Annotated in this window: 18 protein-coding genes; 7 read left to right on the forward strand and 11 right to left on the reverse strand. The window is 60.3% G+C overall.

All coding sequences use genetic code 11. The annotated features are described in order from the left end of the window. Nucleotides 1-3: 3 nt before the first annotated feature. From ybeY to miaB, 3 genes are all read right to left on the reverse strand, one after another. A complete protein-coding gene (ybeY, locus tag CUN63_RS16655; protein ID WP_129440917.1) occupies nucleotides 4-498 on the reverse strand; it encodes an rRNA maturation RNase YbeY in 495 nt (164 codons plus the stop codon). Continuing rightward, nucleotides 491-1495, reverse strand: a complete 1005-nt coding sequence (locus CUN63_RS16660; protein WP_129440918.1) for a PhoH family protein — start codon at nucleotides 1493-1495, stop codon at nucleotides 491-493. The genes ybeY and CUN63_RS16660 overlap by 8 nt, the downstream gene beginning before the upstream one ends. 206 nt (nucleotides 1496-1701) lie before the next feature. After that, on the reverse strand, nucleotides 1702-3030 hold the full coding sequence (gene miaB / locus CUN63_RS16665) for a tRNA (N6-isopentenyl adenosine(37)-C2)-methylthiotransferase MiaB (RefSeq protein WP_165353324.1): 1329 nt from the start codon (nucleotides 3028-3030) through the stop codon (nucleotides 1702-1704). Between the two features lie 134 nt (nucleotides 3031-3164). On the opposite strand from miaB, the gene CUN63_RS16670 reads away from it, so the two are divergent. Further along, nucleotides 3165-3494: a DUF1820 family protein gene (locus CUN63_RS16670; RefSeq protein WP_007894425.1), complete on the forward strand. Its 330-nt coding sequence runs from the start codon at nucleotides 3165-3167 to the stop codon at nucleotides 3492-3494. 123 nt (nucleotides 3495-3617) lie between these two features. On the opposite strand, the gene CUN63_RS16680 is transcribed toward CUN63_RS16670, so the two are convergent. The 4 genes from CUN63_RS16680 to CUN63_RS16695 all read right to left on the reverse strand — a co-directional run bounded on the left by CUN63_RS16680 (nucleotide 3618) and on the right by CUN63_RS16695 (nucleotide 7166). Then, nucleotides 3618-4172, reverse strand: a complete 555-nt coding sequence (locus CUN63_RS16680) for a tetratricopeptide repeat protein (protein WP_111451157.1) — start codon at nucleotides 4170-4172, stop codon at nucleotides 3618-3620. 224 nt (nucleotides 4173-4396) lie between these two features. Further along, nucleotides 4397-5680 carry a glutamate-1-semialdehyde 2,1-aminomutase gene (hemL, locus tag CUN63_RS16685; protein WP_129440921.1) on the reverse strand — a complete coding sequence of 428 codons (1284 nt, stop codon included), beginning with the start codon at nucleotides 5678-5680 and terminating at the stop codon, nucleotides 4397-4399. A 32-nt stretch (nucleotides 5681-5712) separates the two neighbouring features. Then, nucleotides 5713-6336 (reverse strand): thiamine phosphate synthase, encoded by a 624-nt coding sequence (gene thiE / locus CUN63_RS16690; RefSeq protein ID WP_056744592.1) that lies wholly within the window; start codon nucleotides 6334-6336, stop codon nucleotides 5713-5715. A 32-nt stretch (nucleotides 6337-6368) separates the two neighbouring features. Next, nucleotides 6369-7166, reverse strand: a complete 798-nt coding sequence (locus CUN63_RS16695) for a hydroxymethylpyrimidine/phosphomethylpyrimidine kinase (RefSeq protein WP_033054181.1) — start codon at nucleotides 7164-7166, stop codon at nucleotides 6369-6371. A gap of 409 nt (nucleotides 7167-7575) precedes the next feature. Between CUN63_RS16695 and CUN63_RS16700 the strand changes: the two genes are divergently transcribed. From CUN63_RS16700 to CUN63_RS16720, 4 genes are all read left to right on the forward strand, one after another. After that, nucleotides 7576-9960 carry a hybrid sensor histidine kinase/response regulator gene (locus CUN63_RS16700; RefSeq protein ID WP_129440922.1) on the forward strand — a complete coding sequence of 795 codons (2385 nt, stop codon included), beginning with the start codon at nucleotides 7576-7578 and terminating at the stop codon, nucleotides 9958-9960. Nucleotides 9961-10034: 74 nt separating this feature from the next. Further along, entirely contained in the window at nucleotides 10035-11681 is a 1647-nt protein-coding gene (locus CUN63_RS16705) for an acyl-CoA dehydrogenase family protein (protein WP_129440923.1), read from the forward strand. Nucleotides 11682-11857: 176 nt separating this feature from the next. Further along, nucleotides 11858-13357 carry an AMP nucleosidase gene (gene amn, locus CUN63_RS16715; protein ID WP_178082705.1) on the forward strand — a complete coding sequence of 500 codons (1500 nt, stop codon included), beginning with the start codon at nucleotides 11858-11860 and terminating at the stop codon, nucleotides 13355-13357. A gap of 68 nt (nucleotides 13358-13425) precedes the next feature. Further along, nucleotides 13426-14067 (forward strand): pseudouridine synthase, encoded by a 642-nt coding sequence (locus CUN63_RS16720; RefSeq protein WP_129440927.1) that lies wholly within the window; start codon nucleotides 13426-13428, stop codon nucleotides 14065-14067. Here the strand turns inward: CUN63_RS16720 and CUN63_RS16725 are convergent. Beyond that, nucleotides 14062-14271: a DUF2788 domain-containing protein gene (locus CUN63_RS16725; RefSeq protein WP_007937369.1), complete on the reverse strand. Its 210-nt coding sequence runs from the start codon at nucleotides 14269-14271 to the stop codon at nucleotides 14062-14064. The two genes, CUN63_RS16720 and CUN63_RS16725, sit on opposite strands and share 6 nt — an antisense overlap. Nucleotides 14272-14526: 255 nt before the next feature. Further along, on the reverse strand, nucleotides 14527-15006 hold the full coding sequence (locus CUN63_RS16730; RefSeq protein WP_007937367.1) for an Lrp/AsnC family transcriptional regulator: 480 nt from the start codon (nucleotides 15004-15006) through the stop codon (nucleotides 14527-14529). A 447-nt stretch (nucleotides 15007-15453) separates the two neighbouring features. Between CUN63_RS16730 and CUN63_RS16735 the strand changes: the two genes are divergently transcribed. Further along, the gene (locus CUN63_RS16735; RefSeq protein ID WP_129440929.1) at nucleotides 15454-16509 is read left to right on the forward strand and encodes a DUF6515 family protein; all 1056 of its coding nucleotides are present in this window, start codon (nucleotides 15454-15456) and stop codon (nucleotides 16507-16509) included. Here the strand turns inward: CUN63_RS16735 and CUN63_RS16740 are convergent. Together CUN63_RS16740 and CUN63_RS16745 are read right to left on the reverse strand one after the other, a co-directional pair. Continuing rightward, complete coding sequence (locus tag CUN63_RS16740) at nucleotides 16494-17399, reverse strand: cation diffusion facilitator family transporter (RefSeq protein ID WP_129440930.1); 906 nt, start codon at nucleotides 17397-17399, stop codon at nucleotides 16494-16496. The genes CUN63_RS16735 and CUN63_RS16740 overlap by 16 nt on opposite strands. 29 nt (nucleotides 17400-17428) lie before the next feature. After that, on the reverse strand, nucleotides 17429-17848 hold the full coding sequence (locus tag CUN63_RS16745; protein ID WP_046056587.1) for a hypothetical protein: 420 nt from the start codon (nucleotides 17846-17848) through the stop codon (nucleotides 17429-17431). Nucleotides 17849-18210: 362 nt separating this feature from the next. Between CUN63_RS16745 and hrpB the strand changes: the two genes are divergently transcribed. Beyond that, nucleotides 18211-20712 carry an ATP-dependent helicase HrpB gene (gene hrpB / locus CUN63_RS16750; RefSeq protein WP_129440932.1) on the forward strand — a complete coding sequence of 834 codons (2502 nt, stop codon included), beginning with the start codon at nucleotides 18211-18213 and terminating at the stop codon, nucleotides 20710-20712. Nucleotides 20713-20786 lie beyond the last annotated feature (74 nt).

Consider the following 20786-nt stretch of genomic DNA (forward strand, 5'->3'; position numbering starts at 1 on the left):
CGATTACTCTGAATCCTTTGTTGTAACGGTAGGGGATGCGTCTGTTTCGTCGTCCGCATACGGGTCGGGAAAGCCCAACTCTGCAAGCAACGTTCGTTCCAGTGCTTCCATTTCTTCGGCTTCATCGTCATCTATATGGTCGTAACCCAGCAGATGCAAGCAGCCGTGAATCACCAGATGCGCCCAATGGGCGTTAAGAGCTTTGCCTTGTTCGGCGGCTTCGCGCTCGACCACCGCCACGCAGATCACCAGATCGCCCAGTAGCGGGATATCCAGAAATTCGTCGGGAACGTCAGCGGGGAACGACAGAACATTAGTGGCGTAATCCTTTTGCCGCCAGGTGTGATTGAGCTCACGACCTTCGGCTTCGTCGACCAGGCGAATAGTCATCTCGGAGTCAGCGGTGCGCTGACGCAGCGCCAGTTCGCACCATTGGCGGAACTCGGCTTCGCTTGGGGCAGGCGCTTCGGTAGCCAGTTGCAGATCAAGCTCAAGCATCGCGGCGGCTGTCCTTTGGGGCTTCATCGGTCACGCGATTCTCGAAGCGCTCGTAGGCTTCGACGATGCGTTGCACCAGTGGATGGCGCACAACGTCCTTGGGTTTGAAATGGGTGAAGCTAATACCCGGCACATCTTTCAGCACTTCGATCACATGGTGCAGCCCGGACTTGGTGCCTTTCGGCAGGTCGACCTGGGTGATGTCACCGGTGATGACTGCGGTAGAGCCGAAGCCGATCCGGGTCAGGAACATCTTCATCTGCTCGACGGTGGTGTTCTGGCTTTCGTCGAGGATGATGAAACTGTTGTTCAAGGTGCGACCGCGCATGTAGGCCAGCGGCGCGACTTCGATCACCTGACGCTCGATCAACTTGGCGACGTGTTCGAAGCCGAGCATTTCGTAGAGTGCGTCATAGAGCGGGCGCAGGTACGGGTCGATCTTCTGTGACAAGTCGCCGGGCAGGAAACCGAGCTTTTCGCCCGCTTCAACCGCCGGACGCACCAGCAGGATGCGGCGAATCTGCTCGCGTTCCAGCGCGTCTACCGCGCAGGCAACGGCCAGATAGGTCTTGCCGGTACCGGCCGGGCCGATGCCGAAGTTGATGTCGTTACCGAGGATTTCCTTCACATAGCGCAACTGATTCAAGCCGCGAGGGCGAATCATGCCTTTTTTGGTGCGCAGGGCGACGGAAGGTTCGGAGGGGGAGGCGTTGTCCAGCTCTTCGACGGCCGATTCCTGCAGGAACAGGTGAACCATGTCCGGCGACAGCTCGGTACCCTTGGTTTCCCGGTACAGGCGGCGCAGGAGGTTTTCCGCGGAGGTGGTGTGCTTGGGTTCGCCGATCAGTTCGAACTGGTTTCCGCGGTTGCGGATCTCGATGGTCAGGCGCTGTTCGATCAAGCGCAGATGCTCGTCGAATTGCCCGCACAGATTGGCGAAGCGGCGAGCTTCAAAAGGCTCGAGGATAAAACGATGTGGTTCTATGGGTGCGTTCAAGGTCGTATTTAGCCGCCCTGGGGCAATTAAGATGAAATCAAGGATAACGCCAGTGGCCTGGGTGCGAAAGCTCTTAAATATTCCAGCGCCAAACACCGTCCCTTGTGGGAGCGAGCTTGCTCGCGATGGCGGCATGACAGACGACTTATATGTTGAATGTCAGACCGTAATCGCGAGCAAGCTCGCTCCCACAGGGGAATGCGGTGTTACGAAATCAACGAGCCCCGCAGCGAGTGCGGCTGAGCAGCATCAATGTGCACATCGGCGAACTGACCAATCAACGTCGGATTGTCGCAGCGGAAATTGACGATGCGGTTATTCTCGGTCCGGCCTTGCAGTTCGCCGGGGTCTTTTTTCGAATAATCGGTCACCAGGATCCGCTGGATCGAACCGACCATTTGTCGGCTGATCTCGAAGCCTTGCTGGTTCAGGCGATGTTGCAGGGCGTTCAGGCGTTCTTTTTTCAGCTCTTCCGGCGTTTCGTCGGCCAGATCGGCAGCAGGAGTACCCGGGCGCTGGCTATAGACGAACGAGTAGGAGAAGTCGAAGCCGACGTCTTCGATCAGCTTCATGGTCTGTTCGAAGTCTTTCTCGGTCTCACCCGGGAAGCCGACGATGAAGTCCGAACTGATGCAAATCCCCGGCACAGCGGCCCGCAGTTTGCGCAGTTTGGATTTGTATTCCAGCGCGGTGTGGTTGCGCTTCATCGCCGCCAGGATTCGGTCCGAACCCGACTGCACCGGCAAGTGCAGGTGTTTGACCAGTTCCGGCACGTCGGCGTGAGCCTGGATCAGGCTGTCGGAGAACTCCAGCGGGTGTGAGGTGGTGTAGCGGATGCGGTCGATGCCATCGACGGCGGCCACCACCCGGATCAACTCGGCGAGATCCGCCAGGCGTCCATCGTGAGTGGTCCCACGGTAACCGTTGACGTTTTGGCCCAGCAGGGTCACTTCGCGCACGCCGTTTTCAGCCAGGTGCATGATCTCGGCGATCACGTCATCGAAAGGTCGGCTGACTTCTTCGCCGCGGGTGTAAGGCACCACGCAGAACGTGCAGTACTTGCTGCAGCCTTCCATGACCGACACGTAGGCGCTTGGGCCATCGATGCGCGGTTCGGGCAAGTGGTCGAACTTTTCGATTTCCGGAAACGAGACGTCGACTTGCGGCAGCTTGGTAGCGCGGGCGGCGTCGATCATTTCCGGCAGGCGGTGCAGGGTCTGCGGACCGAAGACCACGTCCACGTAAGGGGCGCGGTCGCGAATTGCAGCGCCTTCCTGGCTGGCCACGCAACCGCCAACGGCGATGACCATGTCCGGGTTTGCCAGTTTCAGTTCGCGCCAGCGGCCGAGTTGGGAATACACCCGGTCCTGGGCGCGTTCGCGGATCGAGCAGGTGTTGAGCAGGATCACGTCGGCATCTTCAGCGCGAGCGGTGACTTCCAGGGCCTGATGTTCGCCCAGCAGATCGACCATGCGCGAGCTGTCGTACTCGTTCATCTGGCAACCGTGGGTTTCGATGTAAAGCTTCTTGGCCATGGACAGAGTCATCACGTGATTCAAAGAACCGCGCATTATAGGGAACATGTCCCAAGGTTCCTACCGCTGTGCGTCCGGCGGCTATGCTATAGTTCGCGCCCTCATTTTTATCCCCGATGTGTTGCTCGCCCACCATGACCAAACGTGAAGCTCCAATCTACAAGGTGATTTTCCTCAACCAGGGCCAGGTGTACGAAATGTATGCCAAGCAGATCTATCAAAGTGATCTGTGGGGCTTCCTGGAAGTGGAAGAGTTCGTCTTTGGCGAGCGCACGCAAGTGGTCGTCGATCCGAGCGAAGAGAAGCTCAAGGCTCAGTTCGAAGGCGTTGTGCGCAGCTTTGTGCCGATGCATTCGATCGTGCGGATCGACGAGGTCGAGCGCCTCGGCACACCGAAAATCAGCGAAGCCCGCGGCGCGGTCGGCAATGTCATGCCGTTTCCGATGCCGATGCCTGAGAAGTAAGCCTCAAGACCGAGTTGCCCCCATTCGCGAGCAAGCCCGCTCCCACATTTGATTTGTGTACGACGCAGATCAAATGTGGGAGCGGGCTTGCTCGCGAAGGGGTCAGAAAGATCGAAGCAGAATTCAAGGCAGTGGCGAAAACGGCGTACGCCCATCGGCGCTCTGCAATTCCATCAGGTACTTGCGGAAGATTTGCCCCAGTACCTGAGTAGCCACCTCAAGTTCTTCGCGGGGCATTTTCTCGGCGACTTCGTCGGCGGTGTCCAATGCTTCTTCAGCGCCATTGACCGCCGCCATTTTCAGCACGATATAAGCCTGGACGTTATTGGCCGGTACGCCTTCACCGTGGAAGAACATGGTGCCCAGTTTGAATTGCGCCTGAGCATGGCCTTGCAACGAGGCCTTTTCGAAGTAGCTCAGGGCTTTTTTGAGGTCGCGCGGCGTATTTTTGCCGTCGTAGTAGAACTCACCCAACTCGTATTGCGCTTGGGCATCCCCTTCATCCGACGCTTTCTGGCAGGCGGCGAGAGCCTGTGCCAGGTCTTGCGGCTGAGTATTGAGGGTGCAACGACCCATCGCTGGGATTAACAACGAGTTGCCGCCTGCTTGTGCGAGCGCGAGCAGGGGCTGAAGGAGCAACAGGCAGCCCAATGCAAGGGCGCGGCCGGTGCGGTTCATGGGAATCGACTTACCTCTGAAGGGCGCGCGGACCCATCGAGGGATCCAATAAGCGCGCATTATGAAATAAGCAGGGCCAACCTTACAAAGTCTTTACTCGTTTTTCTGCTGCGCGGGGAATATATCGCCCACTTTGCTGGGGATTTTGAGCAGAAGAGTAGGAATAAGGGCGGAAATGCAGGTGAAAGCTGACGCTGGCAACCGCCAACGTCAGCGGCACAGCGTTATTTCAATGCAGCAAATGCGCGCTCGGCGGCATCCAGCGTCAGTTTCAGCTCGGTTTCGCCGTGAGCGATCGAGGTGAAGCCGGCTTCGAAGGCGCTCGGCGCCAGGTACACGCCGCCTTCGAGCATCAGGTGGAAGAAGCGCCCGAACAGGGCGGCGTCGCTGGCCATCACGTCATCGAAGGTCACGATGTCGTCGGCGCCGCTGAAGTACAGACCGAACATGCCGCCGGCCTGTGTAGTAACGAACGGAATGCCCGCGGCATCGGCGCGTTGTTGCAGGCCATCGAGCAGGCGGCTGGTGTAGTCAGTCAACTCTGCGTGGAAACCCGGGCGGCTGATCAGGCGCAGGGTCGTCAGGCCCGCAGCCATGGCCAGCGGGTTGCCCGACAAGGTGCCCGCCTGATAGACCGGGCCCAGTGGCGCGATGTGCGACATGATTTCGCGCTTGCCGCCGAAGCAGCCAACCGGCATGCCGCCACCGATGATTTTGCCGAAGGTGGTCAGGTCAGGTGTCACGCCGTAGTGGGCTTGTGCGCCGCCAAGGGCGACACGGAAACCAGTCATCACTTCGTCGAAAATCAGCACCACGCCATGCTTGTCGCACAGGGTGCGCAGGCCTTCGAGGAAACCTGGCGCAGGCGGTACGCAGTTCATGTTGCCGGCCACTGGCTCGACGATGATGCACGCCACGTCCTGGCCGACTTCAGCGAGCAGGGTTGCTACGGCGTCGATGTCGTTGAACGGCAGGGTCAGGGTGTGTTTGGCGAAGGCCGCCGGCACACCGGCCGAGCTCGGCACGCCTTGGGTCAGGGCGCCGGAGCCGGCCTTGACCAGCAGGCTGTCGGAGTGACCGTGGTAGCAGCCTTCGAACTTGATGATGCTGTCGCGGCCGGTGAAACCACGGGCCAGACGGATCGCACTCATGGTCGCTTCGGTGCCGGAGCTGACCATGCGCACCATTTCCATCGACGGCACGATCGAGCAGACCAGATCAGCCATCTGGGTTTCCATCTCGGTCGGCGCGCCGTAGGACAATCCGTGCTCAAGCTGTTTGCGCACGGCGTCCAGTACGTCCGGGTGGCTGTGGCCGAGAATCATCGGCCCCCAGGAACCGACGTAATCCACGTAACGCTTGTTGTCTTCGTCGGTGACGTAGGCGCCTTCCGCGTGTTTGAAGAACAATGGCGTGCCACCAACGCTTTTGAATGCGCGAACAGGCGAGTTCACGCCACCGGGAATGTGTTTCTGGGCATTGGCAAACAGCGTTTCGGAACGAGACATGATCGGGCTCTCAAATCAGATTTTTAAGCTACTTAAATAGAAAGCAGGGCGTTGAATGCGCGGGCGCGGCGTGTCACTTCAGCCGTGCTCTCGGCGCCAAACAGACCATGGACCACCGCCAGCAGATCGACCCCGTGGGCCACCAGTGGCGCGGCGTTTTCCAGGGTGATGCCACCAATCGCGCAGATCGGCAGGTGCAGTTTGCTGCGGGCCTGGTCGAGCAATTCGAGGCTGCAAGTCGGTGCACCGGGTTTGGTGTTGGAGTTGAAGAAACGACCGAAGGCGACGTAACTGGCGCCTTCCTTCGCTGCTTGCTCGGCGAGTTCGAGTTGCGCGTGGCAGGTCGAGCCGATGATCGCCTGGCGACCGAGCAGTGCCCGAACCGGCATCAGCGGGCCGTCGGTCTGGCCCAGGTGCACGCCGACGTTCAGGCGTGCAGCGAGTTCAGCATCGTCGTTGATGATCAACTGGGTCTTGTAGCGTTCACACAGATCGCGCAAGGCTTCGGCCTCGCGCAGGCGGCGGGCCTCGTCGCTGCTCTTGTCGCGGTATTGCAGCAGGGTGACGCCGCCTTCCAGCGCCGCCTCCACGTACGAAAGAAATTTACCTGCCAGCAGCTGGCTATCAGTAATGGCGTACAGGCCACGTAGCTTCATCGGGCAATCCTTTTTGCTTTACGCATGGACAGTTACGAACAGAAATCCAGCGGCAGGCGGCGCGGCACGAACTGGCCTTTGCCCAACTGCTCCGCATCACGCAGGGTGCGCCACGTGTAGTTAAGCGCGGTCTGCACGGCACTGGCGAGATTTTCACCGAGGGCCAGACGACCGGCCAGGGCACTGGCCAGCGTGCAACCGGAGCCGTGATAACTGCCGGGCAAGCGCTGGCAGGTGAAGGTTTCGCGGTGACCGTCGCGGCTATACAGGCGATTGTGGATTTCGTGTTCATCGCCATGGCCGCCAGTGATCAGCAGGTGTTTGACGAATGGCAGGAGTTTTTCAGCGCACTCGTCCGCGGTGCCTTCGGGCAGTTCGGCGAGGATGCGGGCTTCGGGAAGGTTTGGGGTGGCGATGATCGACAGAGGCAGCAGGCGTTCGCGCATGGCGTAGCCGACTTCGTCCTTGCCCAGGCGTCCGCCGCCACCGGCGCGCAGCACCGGGTCGCAGACCACCGGCAAATGCGGGTGCGCCGAGAGCAGTTCGACTACGGTGTCGACCATTTCCAGGGAACCGAGCATGCCCAGTTTGACGGCAGCGACTTCGGAATCGTTGAGCACGGCATTGGCCTGAGCCAACACCCACTCGCGGTCGAGGACGCGGAAGTCCGTGACGTTGACCGTGTCTTGCACGGTCAGGGCGGTGACGGCCGGGGCCGCATGACAACCCTGAGCGAGCAGGGCTTCGATATCTGCCTGCAAGCCGGCGCCACCACTTGGGTCGTGGCCGGAGAGACAGAGGACAACGGGGCGAGAGCTGTAGATATTCATGGTGCGCGAGCTTACCACCAGTCGACCGACGAGTCATGACGGTCCATGTAGCAGCTGCCGAAGGCTGCGTTCGGCTGCGCAGCAGTCGTCAAACCGGCATCCACAATTTACCTGAAACACCGTTGTGCCTGATTTCACGACTGCTGCGCAGCCGAACGCAGCCTTCGGCAGCTGCTACACGGAGTGGGGCGTTGTCACAAACTGACCGGCGAAACAGCTCTAGCCCAACACATGTAGCTGGAACGCCCGTGCTAGAGCCTTTGTAGGAAAAATTTCAATGGTGTTCAATGGCCACCAACGGCTATGCTAGAGTGGATCCAAACCAATAACAGGTAATACCGGTTTTACGTCTACTCAAAAGGAATGAGGGGCTTCCTGAGATAACCGGACAGGCCACGCTGGGGCTTAAATGCGCTATTTGCTGATGTTGCTGTTGTGCTTGCCCCTCATGGCGAGTGCAGTCGAATTCGACGAATTCACTCAAAGCCTTCCCCTGGGCCGAATCCTGCAAGTGTTCGAAGACGCGGGCGGTCAGGCGACCATCGCCGATGTCCGTGCACAAGCCGCGGCCGGAAACTTCAAGCCTCACGACAAAGCCACCCTCAACGCCGGTTATTCGCGTTCAGTGTTCTGGCTGAAAATCGACCTGCATTACCGCCCGAACAACCCCGCGGTGCAACGCACCTGGTTGCTCGAACTGGCCTATCCGCCCCTTGATCACCTTGATCTCTATTTGCCCGATGCGGCCGGTGGCTATCAGCTGGCACGTCAGACCGGCGATGCCTTGCCGTTCGACAGTCGCGAGATCCGCCAGAACAACTACCTGTTCGATCTGAACTTCACCCCTGATCAAGCGCAAACCCTGTACCTGCGCCTGCAGAGTGAAGGGTCGATCCAGGCGCCGGTCACCCTATGGTCGAGCACTGCCTACCTGGAAGAGCAACCGATCCGACTCTATGTGCTGGGGCTGATCTACGGCGTGTTGCTGGGGATGCTGGTGTACAACCTGTTCATCTATCTCAGCGTGCGCGATACCAGCTACCTCTATTACATCTTCTATATCGCCTCGTTCGGTTTGTATCAGCTGTCAGTGAACGGCGCGGCCGTGGAGTATTTCTGGCCGAACAATCCCTGGTGGGCGAACGCAGCGACGCCGTTTTTCATCGGTTGCGCAGGCCTGTTCGGCAGCCAGTTCGCGCGCGGCTTCTTGCAGACGGCGACCCACAGTCGTTGGCTCGACCGCTTGCTGCTGGCGTTGATTGCGTTTAGCGCGGTGGTGGTCGGGTTGTCGTTGATGACCAGTTACGCCCTGGCCCTGCGCCTGGCGACTGCGCTGGCATTGACCTTCACCGTAGTGATTTTTGCCGCAGGGATTTTCGCCTGGCTGCGTGGCCTGCGAGTGGCGCGGTATTTCATCATCGCCTGGTCGGCATTCCTGCTCGGCGGCATCGTCAACACCCTGATGGTGCTGGGTTACCTGCCAAACGTGTTCCTGACCATGTATTCCAGCCAGATCGGCTCGGCGATTGAAGTGGCGCTGCTGTCCCTGGCGCTGGCCGATCGCATTAATTCCATGCGCGAGCAACAGGCACAGACCCTGTTCGATGCCGGTCAAACGCTTGAAGTGCTCAACCAGCAACTAGCTCGCAGTAACAAGCTCAAGGACGAATTTCTCGCCACCCTGACCCACGAACTACGCACGCCCATGAACGGTGTGATCGGTTCGCTTGAGCTGATGCAGACCGTCGAGATGGACCCGGAGCTGGAGCAATATCAGCAAACGGCCGCCGGTTCCGCGCGAGACATGATGCGCATGGTCAACGGCATCCTCACCCTGACCGAGTTGCAGGCCGGCAAGCTCAAGACCTATCCGGCCGTTTTCAGTTTGCGCGGCGTGGTCGAGGCTTTGCGCCTGCAGTTCGAGGGCAACGCGTTGAGCAAGTCTCTGGACTTCAAAGTCGAGGTCACGCCGGGGCTGCCGGATCGCTTGCACGGCGACAGCGCCAAGTTGGCGCAATGCCTGGAATGCCTGCTGGATAACGCGATCAAGTTCACTCGGATCGGCGGACTGGCGCTGCGGGTGACGGGTAAACCCGTGGCGCCTGACCGACTGGCGCTGTCCTTTGCGGTGATCGACACCGGCATCGGCTTCACCGATCTGGGGGAGGCGACACTGTATCAGCGGTTCTTCCAGCTCGATGGCTCGATGACCCGTGAATACGGCGGTCTGGGCGTTGGCCTGGCGATCTGTCGGCAACTGGTCGAACTGCTCGGTGGAAAACTGACCCACCGCTCCGAGCCTGGTCGTGGCAGCCGCTTCCAGCTTGACGTCGAGTTCGAACTGCCCGTGGTGGAGCGGCCGCCAGTGCCCTTGATGAACCGGGAGTTTCCTCGCCTGCGACTGCCTCAGGACTGCACCGTCCTGCTGGTTGATGACAACAGCATCAATCAGCTGGTGATGCGTGGCATGTTGCTCAAGCTGGGCTTCCGGGTGCGCACCGCGGACAACGGGGCTACCGCGATCGATCACTTGCAGCGCGAAACCTTTGATGCGGTATTGCTCGATTGCCAGCTTCCATCTCTGGGTGGCACGTCCCTCTGTTGCCAGATCCGCGCGTTACCGGGCTGCGCCGAACTACCGGTATTCGTGATTGCCTTGAGCATTGATCGGGAACGCTGCCCGACCGGTGCCTTGATCGATTATCTGAACAAACCGGTGAAATTCGAGGACCTGCAGGCAGCGCTCTATCGACGGGTGCTGTGTCAAAAGCAAGGCGAAAGCGCCGACAGTTAGGCAGATATGACGCTTTGTTCGGTCAAGGGGCGGTGCTTAACTGAAGTTCCTTGGCTGACCAAAGGAGCCCCGTCATGAACCTGCATCAGTTCGCCGAAACCCACGAAGTCACCAACCAGCCACCGTCGCTGGACGGCGCCAACCTGTATCGCATCGACCTGCCGTTGCAGGAGTGGTCGCGGCGTTTCGGGGCCGGCTGGGCCGAGTCGCGGATCGACGCTTACGGCGCCCTGGCCGGCGGGCCGCTGATGGAAGCGGGGTTCCTGGCCAATCAGAACAAGCCGGTTTTCAGCAGCCATGACCGTTACGGTCATCGCATCGACCTTGTGGAGTTTCACCCGGCGTATCACGAGTTGATGCGCACAGCGGTCGAACACGGTTTGACCTCATTGCCCTGGGCGCATCCGCAGTCCGGCGCCCACGTCGCCCGCGCCTCCATGACTTACCTGCACAGCCAGGCCGAAGCCGGTAGTGGTTGCCCGCTGACCATGACCTTCGCCAGCGTCCCGGCGATCCGCCTGCAAGCGGATCTGGCGGAGCAGTGGTTGCCGAAAATCCTCTCTACCGAATACGACCCGCGCAACGTCGGCATGGCCCACAAGGCCGGGGTCACCATCGGCATGGCCATGACCGAGAAACAGGGCGGTACCGACGTGCGGGCCAACACCACCAAGGCTTTTCCGGTTGGCGCCAGTGGTCCGGGCCAGGCGTACGAGTTGGTGGGCCACAAGTGGTTCTGTTCCGCGCCGATGTGCGATGCGTTCCTGACCCTGGCCCAGACTGACAAGGGTTTGACCTGTTTCCTGCTGCCGCGCCATCGCCCGGATGACACGCGCAATCAGTTCTACATACAGCGTCTGAAGAACAAACTCGGCAATTGCTCCAACGCTTCCAGCGAAGTGGAGTTCCGTGGTGCGCTGGCGTGGATGGTCGGCGAGGAGGGACGGGGCGTTCCGACCATCATCGAAATGGTCGCCATGACCCGCTTCGATTGCATGGTCGGCTCCAGTTCGTTGATGCGCCAGGCCCTGACCCAGGCCACCCATCACTGCGCTCACCGCAAGGTCGGCGGCAAGTTACTCAGCGAACAACCCTTGATGCAGAACGTACTGGCCGACCTGGCCCTGGAAAGCGAAGCCGCCCTGGCCTTGAGCCTGCGCATGGGCCGGGCGCTGGATCATCTGGATGATGAGCATGAAGCCAAATTCGCTCGGCTGGTCACGGCGGTGGGCAAGTACTGGATCTGCAAACGCGCGCCCGGGATGATCAACGAAGCCGCCGAATGCATGGGCGGCGCCGGTTATGTCGAAGACAGCATCTTGCCGCGGTTGTACCGTGAGGCACCGGTCAATTCGACGTGGGAAGGTTCCGGCAACGTGCAATGCCTCGACGTGTTGCGAGCGTTGTCGAAGGAGCCGGGTGTGCTCGATGTGTTGTTCAGCGAGTTGGGAGACGGCCATGGCGACCAACGCCTGGCCGCGCACATCAGTCAATTGCAGGCGGCTTTCAAAGACACCAGCGACATTCAATACCGCGCCCGCCAGCTCACCGAAGACATCGCCTTGGGCCTTCAGGCCAAGCTGTTGCTGGAGGCGGGCAACTCCGCAGTCAGTGACGCTTTCATTGCGAGCCGCCTGGGTTCGGCCGGTTGGGTGTATGGCGCGTTGCCACGTGGGCTGAATGTGGAAGCGATTGTCGCCCGGTCGACGCCACTTCGATGATCGACACCGACTCCTGTGGGAGCGAGCTTGCTCGCGATGACTGATTAACATCCGACATAGATGTCGCCTGACAGACCGCTATCGCGAGCAAGCTCGCTCCCACATTTGATCTGCGGTGACCAAAGCATTTGCGTATCAACACGCCACTGTTCCCGTCAGACGACGATGCAGGCAAGATGAAGGCCTGCAAGTCAGAACACAGGATGCTGATCGTGACCGAAGCTTTTATTGTCGTTCAAACCGCCGAGCAAGCCGTTGACCGGCTTGCGCTCTTGCACAATCGTGCAACCACCGCGCTGAACCAGGCGCTCAAGCGTTACCTCAAGGATCGAGTCGAACCGGACGCCGAACAGCGTGCGATGTTTCGTTATCCCGAGCTGCGTCTGACCTACCTTTGCCAGGGCGAAGTCCCACAGACCACGCGCGCCTATGCCAAGGTTCAATTGCCGGGGACCTACAGCGTCACCGTCACCCATCCAGCGGCGTTCCGTAAGTACCTGCTGGAACAGCTGGTGCCGTTGATGCACGACTTCACCGTGACGGTGGAAGTCGGTATCAGCCAGCAAAACATTCCTTATCCGTACGTGGTCGAGCAGGGCGATGAACTGGCCGGCTCCGGCGTCACCGCAGCGACGCTGGCGCGGGTGTTCCCGAGTACCGACCTGTCCGCTGCCACCGACGGGATCGCCGATGGTTTGTATGACTGGGAAAACACCGATCCGCTGCCGTTGGCCTTGTTCGACGCCGCGCGGGTGGATTTCTCCTTGCGCCGCCTGGTGCATTACACCGGCAGCGACTGGCGTCATGTGCAGCCATGGATTCTGCTGACCAACTACCACCGCTACGTTGACCAGTTCATCGTCCATGGCCTGGAACAGTTGCGCAGCGATCCGCGTTTCGTGCGCATGGTCTTGCCGGGCAACGTGATCATCGAAAAGAGCATGGACCACGGCGAAGCCTCGGCGATTGCCGCCGGTGTGGTCTGGCACCGCTATCAGATGCCGGCCTATCACCTGATCGCCACCGACGGCCATGGCGTGACCCTGGTGAACATTGGTGTGGGTCCGTCCAACGCCAAGAACATCACCGACCACCTGGCGGTGCTGCGTCCGCATTGCTGGCTGATGATCGGCCACTGCGGCGGTTTGCGTCAGTCGCAGACGATTGGCGATTACGTACTGGCGCACGCTTACATGCGCCGCGACGGGATTCTCGATCGGGTTGTGCCGCCGAATATTCCGATTCCGGCCCTGGCCGAAGTGCAAATGGCGTTGCAGCAAGCGGCGGCCAATATCACCGGTGAGAAGGGCGACGAACTGAAAAAACGCCTGCGCACCGGCACGGTTCTGACCTACGACGACCGTAACTGGGAATTGCGCTGGGCCCAGGAGCGTCCGCTGATCAACCTGTCTCGCGCCGTGGCGGTGGACATGGAAAGCGGCACCATCGCGGCGCAAGGTTATCGCTTGCGGGTTCCGTACGGCACGTTGCTCTGTGTGTCGGACAAACCGTTGCACAGCGAAATCAAACTGCCGGGTTCGGCCAACGCCTTCTATGAGCGCGCGGTCAGCCAGCACTTGAAGATCGGGATCGAGGCGGTGGATTTGTTGCGCACCGAACTCAACTCGTTGCACTCGCGCAAACTGCGCAGCTTTGACGAACCGCCGTTCCGCTAACAGTCATGGTCATTTAGCGGTCGGGGCACTAGCATTAGCAGCCCTGACCGTTAGATGTTCCTTTTCCCATGTCTCGTCCTCAACGTCCCGTTTCCCGCCGCCCTGGCGTGAAGCCTGCGCCATCGTCTTCAGCCCCGCGCCGTGTCGCCAAAGCGCCGCCGGCCGAGCCGAAGCTGATTCTGTTCAACAAACCGTTCGATGTGCTGACGCAATTCAGCGACGGCGAAGGGCGGGCGACGCTCAAGGATTACATCGATGTTCCCGGGATTTATCCGGCCGGGCGGCTGGACCGCGACAGTGAAGGTTTGCTGCTGCTGACCAACGATGGCCAGCTTCAAGCGCGGATCGCCGACCCGAAACACAAACTGGCCAAGACCTATTGGGTGCAGGTGGAAGGCGAGCCGAGCGCCGAGCAATTGCAGCGATTGCGCGATGGCGTCGAGCTGAATGACGGCATGACGCTACCGGCTGAAGCGCGGCAACTTGAAGAACCTGAACTGTGGCCACGCAACCCACCCGTACGCTTTCGCAAAAGCGTGCCGACGAGCTGGCTGGAATTGGTGATTCGCGAAGGGCGCAACCGTCAGGTACGGCGCATGACCGCGGCAGTCGGCTTACCGACATTGCGTCTGGTGCGGGTCAGAATCGGCGACTGGTCGATCGAAGGGCTCGATCAGGGCCAGTGGAAGGAAGTGCCGGCGCGTTTATAGCGTGCCGGATTCGATCAGGCCGATGACCACGCTTTTGATCACGAACGCGGCCACGCCCAGGCCGAGTACGAAGAACAGGATGAACGAGCCAAAGCGGCCGGCCTTGGACTTCTTCGCCAGATCCCAGACGATGAAACCCATGAAAATGATCAGAATGCTGACCAGTCCGGTCATCATCCACTCTTCGAATACTGCAGGATCCATCGAACATCTCCAGCGCGGGCGGGGCTAAAAGGCGCTGGAGTATATGTCATGGGGGATCGGTGGGGCATTGACCTGCGGCAGTGTGCCGCAGTCATTCGTCGCCTGGCTCGCACTTGCAGGAGCGTGTAGGAGCGTGTAGGAGCTGTCGAGTGAAACGAGGCTGCGATCTTTTGACTTTGATTTTTAAGAACAAGATCAAAAGATCGCAGCCTCGTTTCACTCGACAGCTCCTACACAGCTCCTACAGAAGCAGTATCAGCTGCGCAGATGGGTCAACGGCAACTCGGTACTGTTGAGCACCTGATTAAGCACAAAACTCGACCGCACACTCGTCACCCCTTCAATCCGGGTGAGGTGTCCCAGCAGCAATTTTTGATAATGGTCCATATCCGGCACTACCACCTTGAGCTGATAGTCGGCATCCATCCCGGTCACCAGGCTGCATTCCAGCACCTGCGGCAACGTACGAATCGCCGCTTCGAAGTTTTCGAAACGCTCCGGCGTATGGCGGTCCATGCCGATCAACACGTAAGCCGTCAGGCTAAGGCCGAGCATCTTGCGGTCCAGCAGGGCCACCTGGCGGGAGATGTAACCGTCGTCCTCCAGCTGCTTGACCCGCCGCGAGCATGGCGAGGGAGACAGGCCGATGCGTTCGGCCAGCTCCTGGTTGGAGATGCGCGCGTCACGCTGCAATTCCGCCAAAATGCTCAGGTCGTATCGGTCGAGTTTGCTCATCAATCAGGCCTTTGTCATAACTATTGCGGTGGATTATCTATCCAGGGTTAAAAATTGCGCAAGTGATGTTTATTTGAGCAATCTTCGCAATCCTCTGCCGGCGCCGCGAGCCTATTCTTATCACCAGAATCACTGCTCGGACAAACAGTCCACAGCGGCTCGCCCAATCAGGCCAGCTGCGGTCGCCACCCCCACAGGGGATGAGCCGGCCCCCGAGCTACACACTGTCCAGAAGACGGCGTGAGGTGAGCCGACGTCAAAAGCGTCGAGCACGGACGAAGTTCTCAAAGGGAGGCCGACGGGTCTCCCTTTTCTTTTGCCCGGAATTTTTCATGCCCTGAGCAAAGCGTCCTCAATAAATAAGTTGCGCGACTGATAACCTGTTGCAGAACCGGCCTGCGCTTTCCAAGTCTTACGTACAGGCCCTAACCCGCAGTGAGGAAAAGCATGAAGTCGCGCATCTGGCGTTTGGCCGGTGTTGGTTTGCTGTGTGTAAGTGTCACTGCGCAATCGCTGGCCGATGAGCCGCAAAATCGTGGTCCCGATGGCGGACAACGTGACTCGGACGGTCATCAGGGAAACAATCAGGGCCATGGCGGCAATAATCAGCCGCGCCCGCAGAACAATCCGCAGCAGAACCAGCCGCGTGCGCAGAATAACGAAATCATTCGTGGCGATAACAGTCGCCAGTTCGAGCACAACGGTCAGAATCAGAACAACGGCCAGTGGCAGAACCAGCCCCGGCCGCAGCACGATTACAACAATCCGGTTCGCTCGCCGCCGCCACCTCCGCAGTTACCAGCCAACGACCTGCCGATTCAGGGTCGGCCCGACACCGTGCGCCAGACCCAGCAGCCACAGCGTGGTTACTACCAGGACGTGCCGCGGCGCAACGATAACAACCAGCATTGGCAGAACAATGGTCCGCGTCCCGATGACCATCGCTGGGCCGGTCGCCCGGACGGGCACGGTAATGGCTGGGGCGCAGGCCCGCAGTACCGTCCCGGTCATGTGATCGATCGCTTCCCGGACCGTGATTACCGCGTGCCATACCGTGGTCAGGATTACTTCTTCTCCGGCGGCTACTGGTATCGCCCACAAGGCCCGCGCTACGTGGTAGTGCAGCCGCCACGCGGGATTCGCGTCAGCTACTTGCCCGATTACGCCCGTGAAGTGTGGATCGGCGGTGCGCTGTTGTTCCTGGCGGCCGGTTCCTATTACGCCTATCAGGAAAGCACTCAGGATTACGTGGTGGTCGAGCCACCCATACAACCGCAGCCGCAACCGGTCAGCAATGGTTATGACGTGGTGGCGTATCCGGCCAACGGTCAGTCGCCAGAGCAGGTCAACCAGGACGGTTACGAGTGCTATCAATACGCGGTGCAGCAGAGTGGCTTCGATCCGCGAACAGCCACCTACCAGCCAGATCCGTCGGTGGTGCAAGCCTACCGTCAGGCCCAGGGCAACTGCCTGAGCAGTCGCGGGTATCAGGTTTCTTTCTGAGCCCTGCCTGCCGGTACCACTTCCTGCGGGTCGGCGTGCACCAGCACTTCGGCTCGCGGATAAGCCGCGTGAATCGCATCGGCGGCTTGGTCGCTGATACCGTGAGCGACTGACAGGGTCAAATCCCCCGGCAATTCCAGGTGCAACTGCACGAACCACTGGTTGCCGGAAATCCGCGTGCGCAGGTCGTGCGCCCCCAATACTCCCGGTACACCGCAGGCCAGTTCGAGCATGTGCTGGCTGACGTCCGACGGCAGCTCTTCATCCATCAGCACCGTAAAACTTTCCCGGGCGATATGAATCGCGCTCCAGAGAATGTAGGCGGCAATCCCCAAACCGAACCAAGGGTCGACCTGATGCCAGCCAAACCCGGCGAGCACCAGCGCTACCAGAATGCTGCCGTTGAGCAACAGGTCCGAGCGGTAATGCAGGGAGTCGGCGCGCACCGCGTTGGAACCGGTCGCCTTGACGACCCGATGTTGCAACATCAGCAGTGCCAGGGTCAGTGCCAGGGAAAACACAATCACCCCGATACTGATCCATGGCGCCCCCACCGGTTCTGGGTGTTTCAGTCGATCAATCGCCTGCAAGGCAATCAGCACCGCACTGCCGCCAATGAACAACGCCTGAGCCATGCCCGCCAGCGACTCGGCCTTGCCGTGCCCGTACCGATGATCATCGTCGGCCGGGCGCAAGGCGTAATGCACCGCGAGCAGGTTGAGCAGCGAGGTGACGCCGTCGAGGGTCGAGTCGGTCAACCCGGCGAGCATGCTCACCGAACCGCTCAACCACCAGGCAATGGCTTTGGCGACGATCAGCGTGCATGCCACCGCCACCGAGGCACGGGTCGCCAGCCGCAGCAGGCGGGCATGTTCGGAGCTGGAGATCATAAGTGCGGCTATTCCTTTAAGTGCACGGATTACGCGGCAGGTTGCAGGCCGAACATGGCCAGTTGCTGCGCGCTGCCCTTGTGCTGGATAAGGCGTGGGTCATCCAGCGGGAAGCTGCGGCCCAGTTCGGTTTCGAGAATAGTCTGCAACTTGTGGTTATCGACCTTGCCGTCGGCGCCGATGGCTTCCTTGAGTTTTTCCGGGGCCACCTGGGCGGTCTTGCCGGGCTCGAAGTAAATCGCGCCAGTGGCGAAGTCCACGGCAAACGCGATCAGGCCGGGAATGATGTAGAACAGCAAGCCCACGGCATCCAGCGCGGCGATGGCCGGGTCGATCTTGCCGTCAATCTGACCACGACGGTCAGGGTAGAAAATCGATCCGCAAGCGGTCACCTGTGTCAGCAACGTCGCGACCAATACACCGCCAATCAAGCGAAAGGGAACACGCATATGAAATCTCCTGAGTCATCTGGAAAACGAAGGGGCGTCTATATGAATTAGGACCACGACGAACGCTAGGCAGTTCGCCGTTATACTCGGCCCGGCAGGGCGTGCCCACAGTAAATTACGGCCGCGTCTCACCCCTACTGGAATAGTTGAGGATTGATGTTGTTTTTTCCAGATCGACAACGCGTGACGGCTGATGGATTTTTTCGGGGTTCGGCCCTCCGGGCTGAAGCTGTGGACGCGCCATGCTGCGTTGCGAGACTTGGTAAGGAAACGACCCTTACCGGCGTCCCGCGCCTTGCCTGGCACGCCCACAGCTTCAACGCGACTCGCAATTTACTGTGGGCACGCCCTGGGGAGCCAGCATGATTTCTTTGCCGATTGATGAAGTTTTACCCGCCCTGCGTGAAGCCTTGGCGACACGCCACGAAGCCGTGCTCGAAGCACCGCCCGGCGCCGGTAAAACCACCCGAGTGCCACTGGCCTTGCTCAACGAGCCCTGGTTGGCCGGGCAGACCATCCTGATGCTTGAACCGCGGCGGTTGGCCGCGCGGGCGGCGGCGGAGCGTCTGGCCAGTGAGCTGGGCGAGAAGGTCGGCGAAACCGTCGGCTATCGCATTCGCCTCGACAGCAAGGTCGGCCCCAAAACCCGCATCGAAGTGGTCACAGAAGGGATTCTGACCCGACGCTTGCAGGACGACCCGGCGCTCGAAGGCGTTGGTCTGCTGATATTCGACGAATTCCATGAGCGCAGCCTCGACGCCGATCTGGCGTTGGCCCTGAGCCTGAATGGCCGCGAGCTGTTTCGTGACGATCAACCGCTGAAAATCCTGTTGATGTCGGCAACGCTGGAAGGTGAACGCCTGGCTGGATTGCTCGATGACGCGCCGATCCTGCGCAGCGAAGGCCGCATATACCCGGTGGCGATGCGCTGGGGCCGGCCGTTCCAGCCCGGTGAATTCATCGAACCGCGTCTGGTGCAGACCATCCTTGAAGCCTTGAATGATGAAACCGGCAGCGTGCTGGTGTTCCTGCCGGGACAAGCGGAAATCCGTCGGGTGCATCAGCAACTCGCCGATGCACTGGGCGAGAACACGCAGGTTCTACTCTGCCCGTTGCACGGTGAACTGGACCTCGCCGCCCAACGCGCCGCGATCGATCCGGCCCCCACCGGCAAACGCAAAGTGGTGCTGGCGACCAACATCGCCGAGACCAGCCTGACCATCAACGGCGTGCGCGTGGTGATCGATGCCGGGTTGGCGCGGGTGCCGCGTTTCGACCCGGGCAGCGGCATGGCCCGCCTCGACACTCAGCGTATTTCCAAAGCCAGTGCCACTCAGCGCGCGGGCCGGGCAGGGCGGTTGGAACCGGGCGTGTGTTATCGCTTGTGGTCGCAGGATCAGCACGAACAACTGGCGGCCTACGCCAGCGCGGAAATCCTCTCGGCGGATCTTGCCGGATTAGCGTTGCAGCTCGGTCGCTGGGGCGTGACACCGGGGCAATTGGTGTGGCTCGACGTGCCGCCATCGGCCGCTTATGCACAGGCTCAGGACTTGCTTGATCGCCTGGGCGCATTGGACGGCGAAGCGCTGACCCGCCACGGTCAGGCCATGGCCGAACTGCCGGCCCATCCGCGCATCGCGCATTTGCTGTTGCGCGGTCAGGCGCTCGGCTTGGCCGACATGGCCTGCGATGTCGCGGCCTTGCTCGGCGAACGAGATATTTTGCGTGGCGCCGGAGCGGATCTGCACAGTCGATTGGTGCTGTTGTCCGGCGAAGAGCGGGCCGCACGCGGCGCTCAGGGCGGCGTGCAACGTGCTCGGCAACTGGCGCGGCAGTATCGCGGTTACCTGCGGGGTAAAGCGTCGGAACCTGTTAGCGATCCGGATCATCCGCGCTGGCTCGGTGCGCTGTTGGCGTTGGCCTATCCCGACCGCGTTGCCCAGCAGCGTCGTGCCGGTGGCGCGGAGTATCGCCTTGCCAACGGCCGTGCGGCGTTGTTCGCTGAAGCTGACAGTTTGATGAAGCAACCGTGGCTGGTGATCGCCGATCTCGGCAGTCGTCAGGGCCAGCGTGAAGAACGGATTTATCTGGCGGCGGATTTCGATCCGGAGCTGTTCGATTCAGTGCTGGCCGAGCAAGTGCGCGTGGTCGATCAACTGGATTGGGACGAGCGCGAAGGCGTGTTGCGCGCCGAGCGGCAGCGTAAGGTTGGCGAGTTGATCCTCAGCCGCGAGCCGCTGACTGGCCTCGACGAAACCGCTCGCAGTCAGGCACTGGTGAATCTGGTACGACGCAAAGGTCTGGAGCTGTTGCCATGGACGCCAGAGCTGCGTCAGTGGCAAGCGCGGGTTGCGTTGTTGCGGCAGCTGGATCTCGGCAGTAAAGAGCAGAGTGAATGGCCGGATGTCAGCGACGCCGCCCTGCTCAAAAGCCTCGAACATTGGCTGATGCCGTATCTGGGCAAAGTTTCGCGGCTCAGTCACTTCGCCAATCTGGACCTGTCGAGCATCGTCCATAACCTGTTGCCGTGGCCGTTGCCGCAACGGCTCGATGAGCTGGCGCCGCATCATTTGAGCGTGCCGTCGGGCTCGTCGATTCGTCTGGACTACAGCGAACAGCCACCGATTCTGGCGGTGCGGTTGCAGGAGTTGTTTGGCCTGGCCGAGACCCCGCGGATTGCCGGTGGCCGGCAGGTGGTCAAGCTGCATTTGCTGTCCCCGGCGCGACGACCGGTGCAGGTGACCCAGGACCTGGCGAACTTCTGGCGCAGCACGTATGCCGAGGTGAAGAAGGATTTGAAAGGGCGCTACCCGAAACTATTCCATAAGTTGGACCCTTGGGTTGAATCGCTTAACAAAAAGTGATTGACGCTTTTCACTAGAGAGCTCTCCCATAACGAGCACCATTGACAGAGTTGATGGTGCTCGCATAAGACACA

This window comes from Pseudomonas sp. ACM7 (assembly GCF_004136015.1).
In the GTDB taxonomy this organism is placed as follows: Bacteria; Pseudomonadota; Gammaproteobacteria; order Pseudomonadales; family Pseudomonadaceae; genus Aquipseudomonas; species Aquipseudomonas frigoris.